This is a genomic window from Micrococcus sp. SL257, from assembly GCF_026625585.1.
GTDB classification, from domain to species: Bacteria; Actinomycetota; Actinomycetes; order Actinomycetales; family Micrococcaceae; genus Micrococcus; species Micrococcus luteus.
The window spans coordinates 1,652,454-1,667,074 of sequence record NZ_CP113053.1 but is presented as its reverse complement, the minus strand read 5'-3'; the positions used below and the strand labels follow the sequence as shown (position 1 = coordinate 1,667,074).

General features: G+C 73.4%; 12 protein-coding genes. 9 read left to right on the top strand and 3 right to left on the bottom strand.

Going from position 1 to position 14,621, the window contains the following annotated elements:
- Positions 1–54: 54 nt before the first annotated feature.
- The 6 genes from OVA32_RS07650 to OVA32_RS07625 are packed head-to-tail and all read left to right on the top strand — an operon-like array spanning position 55 to position 6,168.
- Positions 55–2,928, top strand: coding sequence for a DUF4040 family protein (locus OVA32_RS07650; RefSeq protein ID WP_041102699.1), 2,874 nt, complete (start codon positions 55–57; stop codon positions 2,926–2,928).
- Positions 2,925–3,356, top strand: a complete 432-nt coding sequence (locus tag OVA32_RS07645) for a cation:proton antiporter subunit C (RefSeq protein ID WP_010078750.1) — start codon at positions 2,925–2,927, stop codon at positions 3,354–3,356. The genes OVA32_RS07650 and OVA32_RS07645 overlap by 4 nt, the downstream gene beginning before the upstream one ends.
- Positions 3,353–5,023 (top strand): monovalent cation/H+ antiporter subunit D family protein, encoded by a 1,671-nt coding sequence (locus OVA32_RS07640; protein ID WP_010078749.1) that lies wholly within the window; start codon positions 3,353–3,355, stop codon positions 5,021–5,023. Before OVA32_RS07645 ends, OVA32_RS07640 begins: the two co-directional genes overlap by 4 nt.
- A gap of 38 nt (positions 5,024–5,061) precedes the next feature.
- Positions 5,062–5,496 (top strand): Na+/H+ antiporter subunit E, encoded by a 435-nt coding sequence (locus OVA32_RS07635; RefSeq protein WP_010078748.1) that lies wholly within the window; start codon positions 5,062–5,064, stop codon positions 5,494–5,496.
- The gene (locus OVA32_RS07630; RefSeq protein WP_010078747.1) at positions 5,493–5,777 is read left to right on the top strand and encodes a monovalent cation/H+ antiporter complex subunit F; all 285 of its coding nucleotides are present in this window, start codon (positions 5,493–5,495) and stop codon (positions 5,775–5,777) included. The genes OVA32_RS07635 and OVA32_RS07630 overlap by 4 nt, the downstream gene beginning before the upstream one ends.
- Before the next feature lie 13 nt (positions 5,778–5,790).
- Positions 5,791–6,168: a cation:proton antiporter gene (locus OVA32_RS07625; protein ID WP_041102700.1), complete on the top strand. Its 378-nt coding sequence runs from the start codon at positions 5,791–5,793 to the stop codon at positions 6,166–6,168.
- Between the two features lie 31 nt (positions 6,169–6,199).
- Here OVA32_RS07625 and OVA32_RS07620 read toward each other — a convergent pair whose 3' ends face one another.
- Positions 6,200–6,718 (bottom strand): hotdog fold thioesterase, encoded by a 519-nt coding sequence (locus OVA32_RS07620; RefSeq protein ID WP_041102712.1) that lies wholly within the window; start codon positions 6,716–6,718, stop codon positions 6,200–6,202.
- A gap of 67 nt (positions 6,719–6,785) precedes the next feature.
- On the opposite strand from OVA32_RS07620, the gene polA reads away from it, so the two are divergent.
- The 3 genes from polA (at position 6,786) to rpsA (ending at position 12,556) form a co-directional block, all read left to right on the top strand.
- Positions 6,786–9,599 carry a DNA polymerase I gene (polA, locus tag OVA32_RS07615; protein WP_095353372.1) on the top strand — a complete coding sequence of 938 codons (2,814 nt, stop codon included), beginning with the start codon at positions 6,786–6,788 and terminating at the stop codon, positions 9,597–9,599.
- Positions 9,583–10,956, top strand: a complete 1,374-nt coding sequence (locus OVA32_RS07610; RefSeq protein ID WP_041102702.1) for a GNAT family N-acetyltransferase — start codon at positions 9,583–9,585, stop codon at positions 10,954–10,956. Before polA ends, OVA32_RS07610 begins: the two co-directional genes overlap by 17 nt.
- Before the next feature lie 142 nt (positions 10,957–11,098).
- On the top strand, positions 11,099–12,556 hold the full coding sequence (gene rpsA / locus OVA32_RS07605) for a 30S ribosomal protein S1 (RefSeq protein ID WP_036315338.1): 1,458 nt from the start codon (positions 11,099–11,101) through the stop codon (positions 12,554–12,556).
- A 135-nt stretch (positions 12,557–12,691) separates the two neighbouring features.
- Here the strand turns inward: rpsA and OVA32_RS07600 are convergent, their stop codons facing one another.
- Together OVA32_RS07600 and OVA32_RS07595 are read right to left on the bottom strand one after the other, a co-directional pair.
- Complete coding sequence (locus OVA32_RS07600) at positions 12,692–13,909, bottom strand: class I SAM-dependent methyltransferase (protein ID WP_230260433.1); 1,218 nt, start codon at positions 13,907–13,909, stop codon at positions 12,692–12,694.
- A complete protein-coding gene (locus OVA32_RS07595; protein ID WP_041102704.1) occupies positions 13,902–14,603 on the bottom strand; it encodes an IMPACT family protein in 702 nt (233 codons plus the stop codon). The genes OVA32_RS07600 and OVA32_RS07595 overlap by 8 nt, the downstream gene beginning before the upstream one ends.
- Positions 14,604–14,621: the final 18 nt, after the last annotated feature.

Below are 14,621 nucleotides of genomic sequence, written 5' to 3'. Positions count from 1 at the left end.
ACCCGCCGTGGGCGCCGTGTCCGTGACCGATCGACCCGAGCTGAGTGGTGTCCTGTGCTCCTGACCAGTCTCCTGCTGACCCTCCTCTCGGTGGTGGCGGCCGTTCCGGCCTCCCGCGTGCTGGGCAGGGATGCGGGCTGGGTCCTGGCCGCACCCCTGCTCGCCGCGGCCGGCGTGCTGATCGCGGCGTGGACGGGCGACGTCCGGACGGAGCACCATCCGTGGATCCCCGCGGTCGGGGTGGACCTCGACCTCCGGCTGAACGGCCTGGCCCTGGTGTTCGCCATGATCGTCCTCGTCATCGGCGCCGCGATCCTCGCCTACTCCAGCCGGTACCTCAGTCGGGACCGCACGGAGAGCCGACCCGGCTCCTTCTACCTGCTGATGACCGCGTTCGCGGCGTCGATGCTGCTGCTGGTGCTCGCCGACAACATCGTGGTCCTCTTCGTCGCGTGGGAGTTCACCTCCTTCACCTCCTTCTTCCTCATCGGGCGCTCGGGGGACCATGCCCGCGACCCCGCGATCCGGACCCTGCTCGTGACCGTGGGCGGCGGCCTCGCGCTGCTGGCCGCCGTCGCCCTCATGGCCGTGCGGACCGGCACTGCCTCGCTGTCCGGGGTGTTGGCCTCGGACGTGTGGTCCGAGGCGGGCTTCACCACCACGGTCGCCGTCCTGCTGGCGGTGGCCGCGTTCACCAAGTCCGCCCAGTTCCCGTTCCAGGCGTGGCTGCCGGACTCCATGGTGGCCATCTCCCCGGTCTCCGCCTACCTGCACGCCGCGGCGATGGTCAAGGCCGGCATCTTCCTGCTGCTGGTGTTCAGCCCGGTCCTGGCCGGGAACCCGGTGTGGTCCGCGCTGTTGATCGGCTCGGGCCTCATCACGGCCCTGCTGGGCGCCGTCTCCGCGATCCGTCGCCACGACCTCAAGGGTCTGCTGGCCTACTCCACGATGAGCCAGTTGGGCCTGCTGGTGACCGCCATCGGCATCGGCACCCCCGTCGCGCTTACCGCGGCGATCGTGCACACCGTGGCGCACGCGCTGTTCAAGTCGGCGCTGTTCATGCTGATCGGCGTGGTCGACCACGAGGCCGGCACCCGCGACCTGCGAGAGCTCGCGGCCCGCCACGTGCGCATGCCGGTCACCGGCACGGCGATCGCCGTCGCCGCCCTGTCGATGGCGGGCATCCCGCCGCTGTTCGGCTTCATCTCCAAGGAGGGCCTGGTCGAGGCCGCTCTCGGGACCCCCGGTCCCGCATGGCTCCCCGTCCTCGTCACCGCCGGCATCGCCCTGACCTCCGTGTTCACCGTGGCCTACTCCGGCCGTCTCGTGCTCGGCGCCCTGGGCCTCTGGGGTCCAAGCCCGGACGGGGCCGCCCATTCGTGGCCGACCGGCCGGGAGGACGAGGTCCACGAGGCTCCTGCCACCTTCTGGGGCGTGCCCGTGCTGGCCGCGGCCGCGGGCGTGGCCCTGGGCCTGCTGCCCGGTGTGCTGGACACCCCCGTCTCCTACGCGGCCGAGGCCGCCTCCGGCGCGGAGGTGCACGCGCACCTGGCGCTGTGGCACGGCGTGAACACGGCCCTGCTCGTCTCCGCCGCCATCATCGTGCTCGGTCTGCTGCTGGTGGCCTTGCGCCGCCCGGTGGAGCGCGTGGCCTCCCACGCCGCCCTGCCGTTCTCCGCCCTGGATGCGGTGGACGAGGTTCGGCACCGGCTGATCGGCGTCGGCGCGGTCGTCTCGCGCGCCTCCGGCACCCTGGCTCCCCGCCCCCACCTCCTCATCCCCGCCCTGGTCCTGGGGCTCCTCGCCGTGGCCGGTGTCGCCACGATCGAGGATTTGCCCGCCGTCGTCGGCCAGCCCTCGCGCTGGCACGACTGGGTGCTGGTCGTCCTGGTGGGTGCCGGCGTGATCGCCACCATCCGCGCCAAGACGCGCATCGCCGCCATGGTGGTGGTCGGCGTCGTAGGGTTCGGCATGACCCTGTGGTTCCTCACCCTCGGCGCCGTGGACGTGGCCCTGACCCAGCTGATGGTCGAGGTGCTCACGGTGTGCGTCATGGTGCTGCTGCTGCGCCGCCTGCCCGCCCGCTTCAGCGACGAGCCGACCCCGCGCAGGATGCAGGCGGTCCTCGCCGCCTCCGTCGCCGGCGTCGCCGCGACCCTGGGCGTGCTCGCGTTCACCGGCCGCTCCAGCATGTCGGAGATCGCCCACTTCTACCTGACCCAGAGCTATGCCCAGGCTGGGGGGACCAACGTGGTGAACGTGATCCTCGTGGACTTCCGCGCCGTGGACACGTGGGGCGAGATGACCGTGCTCGGGGCGACGGCGCTGACCATCGCGGCCCTGTTGCTCAACCGTCGGCCGACGCCTCCACAGCCCTCCGCCGTGGACATGCGCTCCCCACTCGCCCACGTGCGCGAGAACCTCGTCCACATCCGGGTGTTCGGCCGTGTCTTCGGCGTGCTGATCATCCTGCTGTCCGCGTTCCTGCTGCTGCGCGGGCACTACGAGCCCGGCGGCGGCTTCATCGCCGCACTGGTCGCCGGTGCCGGCTACGCCCTGCTCTACCTGGCCGCCGACTCGGACACGGCCCCGGAGTTGCGGTGGCCGTACCTGGCCTTCATCGGCTCGGGCATCGCCGTCGGCACCGCGACGGGGATCGTCGGTTACCTCACCGGCAAGGGCTTCCTCGGAGCCGCGGGAGTGAAGGTCCTGGACTACGGGCTCTCCACCACGCTCGCGTTCGACATGGGCGTGTACCTGGCCGTGATCGGCCTGATCGTGGCCGCGTTCTCCCTGCTCGGCCCCGAGCGGCCGGGTGAGGACCCGCTCCGCGCCTCGAGCCGTGACCCCGGCGTCGCGCCGGCGGCCCCGTCCTCCGATCCCTCGGCCCCGACCACCACGACTGCACGAGAGGAGGTCACCCGATGACCGTCGCCCTTACCGTGGGACTTCTGACCTTCGGCGCGTTCTACCTGTTCTCCAAGCGCGAGCTGCTGCGCGTGATCCTCGGCATGGTCCTGCTGGGCCACGCCGCCAACCTGGCCATCATCGCCGCGGGCGGCACCGACCGCCGCGGGCTGCCCTTCGCGGGGACCTCAGACGTCGAGGTGCAGGCCGATGCCCTGCCGCAGGCCTTCGTCCTGACCGCTATCGTGATCGCCTTCGCGATCACCGTGCTGCTGCTCGCGCTGGCCGTCACCGGGCGCGCGGACGACGCGGTGGCCTCGCCGGGGGAGACCCGCGACTCCCTGGAGCAGGCCGCCGCCGACGCACGCTTCCCGCGCGAGGAGCGGCACGCCGCGGCCGGCCGGATCGCGCAGCACTACGCCGGCCAGGGCCCGGAGGTGCGTCGATGAGCGCCGTCCCGCTGGGCCAGCTGCTGCCCCTCTTCGCCGCCGTCCCGCTGCTGTCCGCCGGTCTGCTCGTGCTGGCGGGGGAGCGTCCCCGCCTCCACCGGGCAGTCCTGTTCGCGGTGCTCGGACTCGTCACCACCGGCGGGCTGGCCCTGGGCGTCCACGCCCTCGACGGGTCCGTGCTCGCCACCTCGCTGGGCGGCTGGCCCGGGGGCATCGGGATCGGCTTCGCAGCGGACATGCTGTCCGCCCTGATGCTCGTGCTCACGAGCGCCCTCACGATCGTGGGCGCGGCGTTCGCCTACGGCTCCCGCGTCGCTAACTCCCAGTTCTTCGCCCCGCTGCTCCTGATCCTCATCGGCGGAGTCAACGGCGCCCTGCTGACGGCGGACCTGTTCAACCTGTTCGTGTTCATCGAGGTCATGTTGGTGCCCAGCTACGGCCTCTACGTCCTCTCCGCCAACCGCCGTGAGCCCCTGCGCCGAGTGGACGGGGCGCGGCTGTACGTCACCCTCAACCTGCTAACCTCCACGATCCTCCTGGTCGGCGTCGGCTTCGTCTACGGGCTGACCGGCTCGGTGAACCTCGCGATGCTCGCCGGGTCCGCCGCGGCGGACCCACGCATCGCGATCGCCGCGGGCATGGTGCTGTTCGCACTGTCCATCAAGGCCTCGGTGGCCCCGCTGCACGGCTGGCTGGCCTGGGCGTACTCCTCGACCTCCCCGGCGGTGACGGCCCTCTTCGCCGCCCTGCACACCAAGGTCGCCGTGTACGGGCTCTACCGGATCTACTCCGTCATGTACGACGGCGATGCGCGTCTGCTGCCGCTCATCCTGGTCCTGTCCCTCGCCACCCTCGTGGTGGGTGCGCTCGCCTCGGTCGGTGAGCACGGTGTGCGCGCCGTGTTGTCGTGGCAGATGGTGAGCGGCATCGGCGGCATCCTCGTCGGACTCGGGCTCTCCACGCGCCTGGGTCTCGCGGCGGGCCTGTTCTACCTCGTGCACCACATGGTGGCGATGGGCTGCCTCCTGATGGCGGCCGGCGCGATCGAGGTGCGCTACGGCACCGGCCGTCTCGCGGACCTGCAGGGCCTGGCCCGGCGCGAGCCGCTGATCGCCGTCGCCTTCTTCGTGGGCCTGCTCTCCCTGGTCGGCATCCCGCCCTTCTCCGGGTTCGTGGGCAAGCTCATGCTCGTCAGCGCCGGCCTGGACGCCGGCCGCGGTGTCACCGCTGCGCTGGTGCTGGGCGCCTCCCTGGTGAGCCTGTGGGCTCTGCTGCGGGTGTGGGACGCCTGGTTCTGGGGCGCTCCGACGGCCCCACACGGGCACCGCGAGCGCCTGGCCACCGCGGCCATGCCCATCGTGGGCCGGGCGGGCTCCGTGCCGTCGCCCTCCGGCCGCGGCTCGAGCACCGACCACGAGCGCACCGAGTCGTGGGCCTCGCAGGAAACCCTCGATCCGCCCACGGGCGTGCTGCCGGTGACCGTGGATCCGGACGAGGACGTCACGCGCTCCCGCATCCCAGGCCGGCTGGCCGCCCCCGCCGTCGTCCTAGCTATGGCCACCCTCGCCCTCGGGCTCGGCGGTCAGGCCCTGTGGACCGTCACCGACCTCGCGGCTCAGGGCCTGATGGACCCCAGCAGGTACATCGAGGCGGTGCTCAACCCATGAGCACCGCACTCCCGCAGCCTCCGGAAGGAGACGCCCCCATGCACACCGTCGCCCCCGCCGACGGGACCGTCGACCTGGCGCCCGGCACGGCCTCCGCCGTGTCCTGGCCTTGGCGGTGGCTCGTGTTCTGGTGCTGGTACGCGTGGGCCCTGGTGACCTCTTCGAAGGCGGTCATCAAGGACCTCGTCACCCCCGGCGTCCAGGCGCGCTCGGGCATCGCCCGCGTGCGCAGCAACTGCCGCACGGACGCCGAGGTCACCCTGCTCTCGGCGCTGATCACCCTGACGCCCGGCACGTTGACGCTGGGCACCCGGCGTGCCGGCGCCGTCGGTGACGAGGACGGTGACCCGGACGCGCGGCGCCTGCTCTACGTGCACGGCCTGTACGCTGACGACGCCGACGCCCTGCGCGCGGAGATCCACGACATGGAGGCGCGCATGCTCCACGCGATGCGGAAGACGGGGGTGGCATGATGCCCTTCGCCTACGACTGGTCCCTGGTGGGGATCGACCTGGCCATCGCGCTGCTGACCGTGTCGGCGCTCGTGTCCGCGTACCGGATCGTGGTGGGCCCGCTCGACGCGGACCGCGCGGTCTCGGGCGACCTGCTCACGTTCAGCGTGCTCGGGATGCTCGTGCTGTTCGGCGTCCGGGCGGACAACCCGTGGACGTTCGACTTGGTCCTGATCGCCGCGGTCGTGGCCTTCCTGTCCGGCATGTCCCTGGCCCGCGCGCTCACGCGCGGCAAGCGTTGAGGAGGTCGCACCCGTGGACGTCGTCCTGACCGCCGCCGGCTCCGTGCTCGTGGTGATCGGAGCCCTTGCGTTCGTCACCGCGGGACTCGGTCTGATCCGGTTCCCCGACCCCTACACCCGCGTCTCCGCCGTGGGCACCGCCGGCGGCGTCGGGATGATCCTGATCGTGGTGGGCGCCCTGCTACTGGCCCCGGGGGTGGCCGCGTTCGTGAAGGTGGCCCTGATCCTGGTGCTGCAGCTGGGCTCGGCCTCGGTGGCCACCATGGCCCTGGGCCGCTCGGCCTACCTCACTGGGGTGCCCATGAATCCGGGGCACTACGACGAGCTCGCCGAGGATACCCCCGGCCGCGAGGGTGGCCGAGCGGCCCCGCGCCTTCCGGACATGGACTGAGGCACGGGCCGGCCCGCCCGGGCGGCGTGCCTCAGCGCGCGTCGAGGAGCATGTTCGTCATGCGCACGGTCGAGAGCCGCCGGCCCTGCTCGTCCATCATCACCACCTCATGGGTGACGAGGGTGCCGCCCAGGTGGACGGCGGTCGCGGTGCCGGTCACGAGGCCCGAGCGGACGGCCCGGTGGTGCGTGGCGCTGATCTCGACCCCGACGACGTTGCGGTCCGGCCCGGCGTGGATCTTCGCGGCCATCGAGCCCAGGGACTCGGCGAGGACGAGGTGGGCGCCGCCGTGCAGCAGCCCGACGGGCTGCTCGTTGCCCGCCACGGGCAGCGTGGCGACGGCGCGCTCGGCCGTGAGCTCGAGGAAGCGCAGACCCATCTTCTGGGCGAGGGGGCTGATCGCCGCGCCGCCGAGGGCGGTGACAAGCTCGGGCGTCAGACCGGCCTCGGCGCAGGCCGCCTCCAGCTCGGCGGGGCTCAGCTCGGGGGTGACGCCGGGGCGGTACACGCGCTCGGAGGCGGCGGGGGTGGTCTCGGTGTGCTCACTCATGAGCACTAGGCTGGCACACGCGACCGGCGCGCCCCGCGCCGCGCGCCGAGAGGAGACGTGAGCACCCATGGCGGCAGATCCGACCCCAGAGGCCCCGCAGCGGCTGCTGGTCCTGGACGGACACTCGATGGCGTTCCGCGCGTTCTACGCGCTGCCCGCCGAGAACTTCGCCACGGACACGGGCCAGCACACGAACGCCGTGTACGGCTTCACCGCCATGCTCCTGACCATGATCCGGCAGCAGCGGCCCACGCACGTGGCCGTGGCGTTCGACCTCTCCGGGCCCACGTTCCGCTCCGAGGAGTACGGTGAGTACAAGGCGGGCCGCTCCGAGACGCCCGCGGAGTTCGCGGGCCAGATCGAGCTGACCGTGAAGGTCATGGAGGCCCTGGGCATCCCCACGCTCACGCTGGAGGGCTACGAGGCCGACGACATCGTGGCCACGCTGTCCGCGCGCGCCGAGGAGGCGGGGTGGGAGGCCGTCGTCGTCTCCGGTGACAGGGACGCGTTCCAGCTCATCTCCGAGCGCACCACCGTGCTCTACCCCAAGAAGGGCGTCTCCGACATCCCGCCGATGGACGCGGACGCCGTCATGGCCAAGTACGGGGTCGCCCCCGCCCAGTACCCCGAGCTCGCGGCCCTCGTCGGCGAGGCCGCGGACAACCTGCCCGGCGTCCCCGGCGTCGGTCCCGGGTTCGCCGCGAAATGGCTGAAGCAGTACGGGGACCTCGACGGCGTGCTCGCACACGCGCACGAGATCACGGGCAAGAAGGGGGAGGCGCTGCGCGAGCATCTCGAGGACGTGCGCCGCAACCGCCGCCTCAACGCCCTCGTGCGCGACCTCGACCTGCCGATCGGGCTCGAGGCGATGCGGCTCGAGATGCCCGAGCGCGAGCCCGTGGAGGAGCTGTTCGACGCGCTGCAGTTCAACCGCATCCGGGAGCGCGTGTTCGAGGTGTTCGGCGAGCGGGTGGGCGAGGACGCGCCGCCCCCCGAGGTCGAGGCCGCCCCGGAGTTCACCGAGGCGACGACGGCCGAGGACGTGCGATCCTTCCTCGCCGCCGAGGCCGGCAACCTGCTCGGCGTCCACGTGGACGTCGAGGGCCCGGCCCTGCTGCCCCGCCGCAAGGTGCCCGTGCCCGGCACGTTCGGCACGCCCGTCGGCGTCGCGCTGGTGGGCGAGCACGCGGGCCTGCACGTCACCCTCGACGGCGACGCCCCGGACCCGGCGCTGGTGGCCGCCGTGCGCGAGGCCCTGGGCGAGGGCGGACTGGCCAAGGCCGTGCACGACCTCAAGCGCACGCTCAAGGCGCTGGCCGCGCCCACCGAGGGCGACGGGCTCGGCCCGGACGCGGCCCTGGACGGCGTGGTGGACGACGTGCTGCTCTCGGCCTACCTGATCCAGCCGGACCGGCGGGACACCTCGCTCGAGGCGCTGGCGGAGGCGCATCTGCACACCCCCCTCACCGCCCCGCGCGAGCCCGCGCAGCAGCGGGCGCAGGGGACGTTCGACCTCGACGGCGGGCAGGCCGCCGCCGAACGCGCGGACCGCGCCGCGGACGCCGTGCGGGCCGCCTGGGTGGTGCGCCGTCTCTCCACCCAGTTCACGCCCCAGGTGCTCGACCGCGGGGCCCAGCGGCTGCTGCAAGAGCTCGAGATCCCGCTCTCGCGGCTGCTCGCCCGGATGGAGCTGACCGGCATCGCCGTCGACGTCGACGCCCTGACCGGCCTGCGCGAGGACTTCACCGACGCCGCCGACGCCGCCAAGGAGTCCGCGTGGGCGTCCGTCGCGGAGGAGACCGGCGGGATGCAGGTCAACCTCGGCTCGCCCAAGCAGCTGCAGGAGGTGCTGTTCGAGCGGCTCAACATGCCGCGCACGCGCAAGACGAAGACCGGCTACTCCACGGACGTGGACTCGCTGCAGGACCTGCTCGAGCAGACCCGGCACCCGTTCCTCGAGAACCTGATGGCCCACCGTGACGCCACGAAGCTCCGGCAGACCGTGGAGGGGCTGCTCGAGACCGTCGCCCCGGACGGCCGCATCCACACCACCTACTCGCAGACCGCCGCCGCCACGGGCCGGCTGTCTTCGCTGCACCCGAACCTCCAGAACATCCCGGTGCGCACCGAGGCGGGCCGCCGCATCCGTGAGGTGTTCGTGGCGGACGAGGTGGCCGGCGAGCAGGCCGTGCTGCTCTCGGCCGACTACTCCCAGATCGAGATGCGCATCATGGCGCACCTGTCCGAGGACGAGGGGCTGATCCAGGCCTTCCGCGAGGGCGAGGACCTGCACTCGTTCGTCGGCTCGCAGGTGTTCGGCGTGGACCCGGACGACGTCACCGCCGAGCAGCGCGCCAAGGTGAAGGCGATGAGCTACGGCCTGGCCTACGGGCTGTCCTCCTTCGGGCTGTCCAAGCAGCTGAAGATCTCGGTGGACGAGGCGCGCGGCCTCATGAAGGGCTACTTCGACCGCTTCGGCGGCGTGCGCGACTACCTGCGCGACGTCGTCGCGCAGGCCCGGCAGGACGGGTACACCTCGACGATCGAGGGGCGCCGCCGCTACCTGCCGGACCTCAGCTCGGACAACCGTCAGCTGCGGGACATGGCCGAGCGCGCCGCGCTCAACGCCCCCATCCAGGGCTCGGCCGCGGACATCATCAAGCGCGCGATGCTCGACGTGCAGGCCGGCCTCGAGGAGCACGGGCTGGCCTCGCGCCTGCTGCTGCAGGTCCACGACGAGCTCATCCTCGAGGTCCCGGCCGCCGAGCTCGAGCAGGCCACGGCGCTCCTGAAGGAGCGGATGGGCCGGGCCGCCGAGCTCTCCGTGCCGCTCGACGTGCACGTGGGCCGGGGAAGGAGCTGGCATGACGCCGCGCACTGACGCGCCGGAGGGTCCGTCGCTGCGGCGGCTGGCCGACGCCGCCGAGGCCCGGCTCGGCGAGCACGGCCTCGCGCTGCGCGACCTCGGGGTCCTCGGGCCCGAGGACCCTGCCGCATCGCACTTCGTGGCCGCGGTCGAACGGGGCTTCTACGAGACGGTGCCCACGGGCGCCGCGCTCCGCCAGCAGCTCGAGGCCCACGCGGCCGACGGACGGCGCCGGCTCGGCGTCTACGCGCCGGGGGACGACCCGGCGGCCCGCCGCCCCGCCGCCACCTTCGAGGACTTCGTGCAGCCGCTGACCACGTGGCCCGGCCGCACCGTCGACGCGTGGCTGATCACCGACGTGACCGTCTCGCCGGACGCCCGCCGGCGCGGCGTGCTGCGGGCCATGATGCTCAGGTCCCTCGCGGACGCCCGCGATGCCGGCCTGTGCGCGGCCGCCCTGACCGCGACCGAGGCCGCCATCTACGGCCGCTTCGGCTTCGGGGCCGCCACCCGGTGGCACGCCGTGCGGATCGACGTCTCGGGCGCCCCCCCGTTCACGGGCGCCCCGGCCGGCGGGCGGGTCACGGTCGAGGAGCCGCGGGAGATCCCCGGCCTCGTGGACGAGCTGTACGGGCGGGTGCTGCCGGCCACCCCGGGCTCGGTCCAGCGGACCTCGTTCAGCGTGCCTCGCTGGGAGGACCGCGAGGCGAGTCGGAACGAGGGGCGCGGCTCGGGGCTGTACGCGGCGGTCCACCGCGACGACGACGGGCGGGTCCAGGGCGTCGCGCTGTATCGGTTCGAGGGCTGGGAGAAGGAGCCGCCCACGATCACCGTCACCGCGTTCCTCGCGGCGACCGCCGACGCGCGGCGCGGGCTCGTCCACCACCTGGCCCGACTGGACCTGGTCGAGCGGATCGAGTGGGGCCGCGCGCCCGAGCCCGGTTGGCTCGAGGCGCTCTTCGTCGACGAGCGGCGGGTGAGTCGGCACCGCGGCTCCGACGACCTGTACCTGCGGGTCCTGAACCTGCCCGCCGCCATGGCGGCCCGTGGCTGGGCGGGCGACGGGGAGGTCGTCGTCGCCGTCGAGGACGCGCTCGGCGCGATCGACGGGACGTGGCGGCTCACCGTCCGCCAGGGGCGCGGCGCCGCCGAGCGGTTGGGCCCCGCGGCCGACGCCGTGGGCCTGGGCGCGGGACTCCGGCTCGACGCGGCCCGGTTCTCCGCGCTCTGGCTCGGCGGGCACTCCCGCGGGGCCGGCGCCGCGGTGCTGGCGGAGGCCGGTGTCGTGGCGGAGCTGCGGGCCGGCGCGGCGGAGGCGTTCGACGGGCTTGTGCGACCCAGCCGACCCCTGCACACCCTCGTCGGCTTCTGATACGCTGGACGAGCACATTCGTGCGCGTTTGATACATGTCCATCACGACCCACGCCGGGTGGGGCCCCTCTGGTGCCCGCATGCCGCCCACCGGCGGCATCGATCCCGACGTGACCCCCGATCCCAACGGAGTCCCTCCTACATGACCACCACTTCCAACGCCCCGCAGGTCGCCATCAACGACATCGGCTCTGCCGAGGACCTGCTCGCCGCCATCGACGCGACCATCAAGTACTTCAACGATGGCGACCTCGTCGAGGGCACCGTCGTCAAGGTGGACCGCGACGAGGTCCTGCTCGACATCGGCTACAAGACCGAGGGCGTCATCCCGTCCCGCGAGCTGTCCATCAAGCACGACGTGGACCCGGACGAGGTCGTGGCCGTGGGCGACACCGTCGAGGCCCTGGTCCTCACCAAGGAGGACAAGGAGGGTCGCCTGATCCTCTCGAAGAAGCGCGCCCAGTACGAGCGCGCCTGGGGCGACATCGAGAAGATCAAGGAGGAGGACGGCGTCGTCGAGGGCACCGTCATCGAGGTGGTCAAGGGCGGCCTCATCCTCGACATCGGCCTGCGCGGCTTCCTCCCGGCCTCCCTCGTGGAGATGCGCCGCGTGCGCGACCTGGCCCCCTACATCGGCCAGAAGCTCGAGGCGAAGATCATCGAGCTGGACAAGAACCGCAACAACGTGGTCCTGTCCCGCCGCGCCTGGCTCGAGCAGACCCAGTCCGAGGTCCGCTCCAACTTCCTCCACAAGCTGGAGAAGGGCCAGGTCCGCAACGGCACCGTGTCCTCCATCGTCAACTTCGGCGCCTTCGTGGACCTGGGCGGCGTGGACGGCCTCGTGCACGTCTCCGAGCTGTCCTGGAAGCACATCGACCACCCGTCCGAGGTCGTCGAGGTGGGCCAGGAGGTCACCGTCGAGGTCCTCGAGGTGGACATGGACCGCGAGCGTGTCTCCCTGTCGCTGAAGGCGACCCAGGAGGACCCGTGGCAGCTCTTCGCCCGCACCCACGCCCTCGGCCAGGTCGTGCCGGGCAAGGTCACCAAGCTCGTGCCGTTCGGTGCGTTCGTCCGCGTGGAGGACGGCATCGAGGGCCTCGTGCACATCTCGGAGCTGGCCTCGCGCCACATCGACACCGCCGAGCAGGTCGTGTCGGTCAACGACGAGCTGTTCGTCAAGGTCATCGACATCGACCTCGAGCGTCGCCGCATCTCCCTGTCCCTCAAGCAGGCCAACGAGGGCGTGGACCCCGAGGGCACCGAGTTCGACCCGGCGCTCTACGGCATGGCCGCGGAGTACGACGAGGAGGGCAACTACAAGTACCCCGAGGGCTTCGACGTCGAGACCAACGAGTGGATGGAGGGCTTCGAGACCGAGCGCGCCGCCTGGGAGCAGCAGTACGCCGACGCTCAGGCCCGCTGGGAGGCCCACAAGGAGCAGGTGCGCCGCTCCCTCCAGGAGGAGGCCACCGCCGGCGCCGACGCCGGTGCGGGCCTGGGCGGCTCGTCCTACTCCTCCGAGGCCCCGTCCTCGGACGGAGGCACCCTGGCCTCCGACGAGGCCCTCGCCGCCCTGCGCGAGAAGCTCACCGGCAACTGATCGCCGCGGTGCGTGACCGTCCCTGACGGCCCGCGCCGAGCACCCGACGCCCCGTCCCTCCCTCCGGAGGGGCGGGGCGTCGTCGCGTCCCGGGGGGCTGGCCGTGGGGGAGCGGACGGGACCCGACGGCCGCGCTCAGCGGCGCTCGGAGACCGTCACGGTGAACGTGCGGTCGCGCGCCGTCTGCCGGGTCGGCCCGACGAGGTCCTCCAGCACCGGCCGGTACCGCAGGTGCGAGTTCCAGACGCACCACAGCCGGCCGCCCGGCTCCAGCACCCGCGCCGCGGCCGCCACCAGCCGGTGGGCCACGGAGGGGTCCACGGCGTTGCCGTCGTGGAACGGGGGATTCAGGAGCACGCACTCCTCCGTCCCGTCCGGCCACGTGGCCAGGGCGTCGTCGCGCACGGCCCGGACGCGGTCCGCCACGCGGTTCGCGCGGGCCGTGGCCAGCGTCGAGGCCACCGCCACGGCGGACTGGTCGGTGGCCAGCACGGTGACGTGCGGCCACAGCCGCGCCGCCCCGACCGAGAGCAGCCCGTTGCCGCAGCCCAGGTCCACGACGCGCCCGGGCGGGCGCGGGTCGTCGGCGAGCGAGGCGAGCAGCAGACGGGAGCCCGGGTCGGCGGCGGCACCACCGAAGGCGCCGGCGTGGGCCACCAGATGCAGGCTCCCCACGCCGGGGACGTCGCGGTCGGCCTCCTCCGGTGGCCGGGGGGTCACGCCGGGACGCGGGCCCCGGGCCGTGAGCACGCGCGCCTTGCGGCGGCCCCGTCCGGCGACGACGTCCTCGAAGGCCGCGCCGAGCACCGCGTTCATGCGCGGGCTCATGTGCTTGTCGCGGCCGCCGGCCAGCAGGACCACGCCGGGGTCGGCCGCGGCTGCGACGATCCGGGACAGCCGGTCGAGCTCGTCGAGCGAGCGGGGCAGCGGCAGCAGGACCGTCCGGGCTCCCCGGGCCGCGTCCTCGGGCGTGGCCGTTCGCTCGAGCTCGCCCGCCTCCCCGCCGAGGCGACCGGCGGCGCGCCACGCGGCGAGGTTCGCGTCCAGCGAGCGCTCGGCGGAGGCGTCGTCCTGGTGGATCCGCACGTCGTGGCCGGCCGTGAGCAGGGGCAGGGTCAGCGCGCCGTGCCGGTCCTCCAGGACGGCCACCGGGCCGGGGACGTGCCCGCTCGCGATCCACCCGGCCAGGGTGTCGAGCAGGAGCAGGTCCGCCGCGTCGTGGGCCTGGCGGTCGGGCTCGGTCGGCAGCGGCCACCGATCCAGCGCCGCGAAGTCCACGCCCGCGGTGAGGTCGTCCGGCAGCCCGCCACGGGCGACATCGGGGGTGACCCCCCGGGGCAACGGCTCACTCATGGTCCACCCAGTCCTCTCCGATCCGTTCCGCACGCCCCGCGCCGGCCGTGACGTCCGCGAGCCGCGCCGCGAACGCCGCGCGGGCCTCCTCGGTGTCCGGCACGCCGACCGTCAGGCGGACCGCCGCGGCGCCGTAGCTCGCTTCCAGCACCGACACGCCCGCCGCGCGCAGCTCGTTCTCCCACCGGCCGGCGTCGGTGTGGGGCGCCTCCACCGCGAGCAGGGCCAGCCGGGAGCGGGTGCGCAGCGGGGCGGCGTCGAGTGCCCCGGACACCGAGTCCGAGTAGGCGCGCACCAGGCCCCCGGCGCCCAGCTTGATCCCCCCGAACCAGCGCACGACGACGGCGCACACGTCCGTCAGGTCGGTCCGGCCCGGCGCGGTCTCGCGCTGGAGGACGGCCTCGAGCATGGGGACGCCGGCCGTGCCGGCGGGCTCGCCGTCGTCGCTGGAGCGCATCCGGTCCCGGGCGGGGCCGAGGACGAACGCGCTGCACACGTGCCGCGCGTCGTGGTGCCGGCGCCGCAGGACGGCGACCATCTCGCGCGCCTGCGCCTCGTCCTCGACGCGCCCGAGGTAGGTGAGGAAGCGGCTGCGGCGGATCTCCACCTCCCGTTCCAGCCAGCCGTCGGGGTCGCGGGCGGACGCCGGCAGGACCGTGCAGCGCGCGGTCGGGGCGGGGGCGGGATCGGGCATGACCCCACCCTAGGGGCT

Bases quoted from the DNA above. Each gene is read 5' to 3' on its own strand.
- OVA32_RS07595 (WP_041102704.1), bottom strand. From the start codon at position 14,603: ATGCCCGATCCCGCCCCCGCCCCGACCGCGCGCTGCACGGTCCTGCCG.
- OVA32_RS07610 (WP_041102702.1), top strand. From the start codon at position 9,583: ATGACGCCGCGCACTGACGCGCCGGAGGGTCCGTCGCTGCGGCGGCTG.
- OVA32_RS07635 (WP_010078748.1), top strand. From the start codon at position 5,062: ATGCACACCGTCGCCCCCGCCGACGGGACCGTCGACCTGGCGCCCGGC.
- OVA32_RS07620 (WP_041102712.1), bottom strand. From the start codon at position 6,718: ATGAGTGAGCACACCGAGACCACCCCCGCCGCCTCCGAGCGCGTGTAC.
- OVA32_RS07600 (WP_230260433.1), bottom strand. From the start codon at position 13,909: ATGAGTGAGCCGTTGCCCCGGGGGGTCACCCCCGATGTCGCCCGTGGC.
- OVA32_RS07640 (WP_010078749.1), top strand. From the start codon at position 3,353: ATGAGCGCCGTCCCGCTGGGCCAGCTGCTGCCCCTCTTCGCCGCCGTC.
- rpsA (WP_036315338.1), top strand. From the start codon at position 11,099: ATGACCACCACTTCCAACGCCCCGCAGGTCGCCATCAACGACATCGGC.
- polA (WP_095353372.1), top strand. From the start codon at position 6,786: ATGGCGGCAGATCCGACCCCAGAGGCCCCGCAGCGGCTGCTGGTCCTG.
- OVA32_RS07630 (WP_010078747.1), top strand. From the start codon at position 5,493: ATGATGCCCTTCGCCTACGACTGGTCCCTGGTGGGGATCGACCTGGCC.
- OVA32_RS07645 (WP_010078750.1), top strand. From the start codon at position 2,925: ATGACCGTCGCCCTTACCGTGGGACTTCTGACCTTCGGCGCGTTCTAC.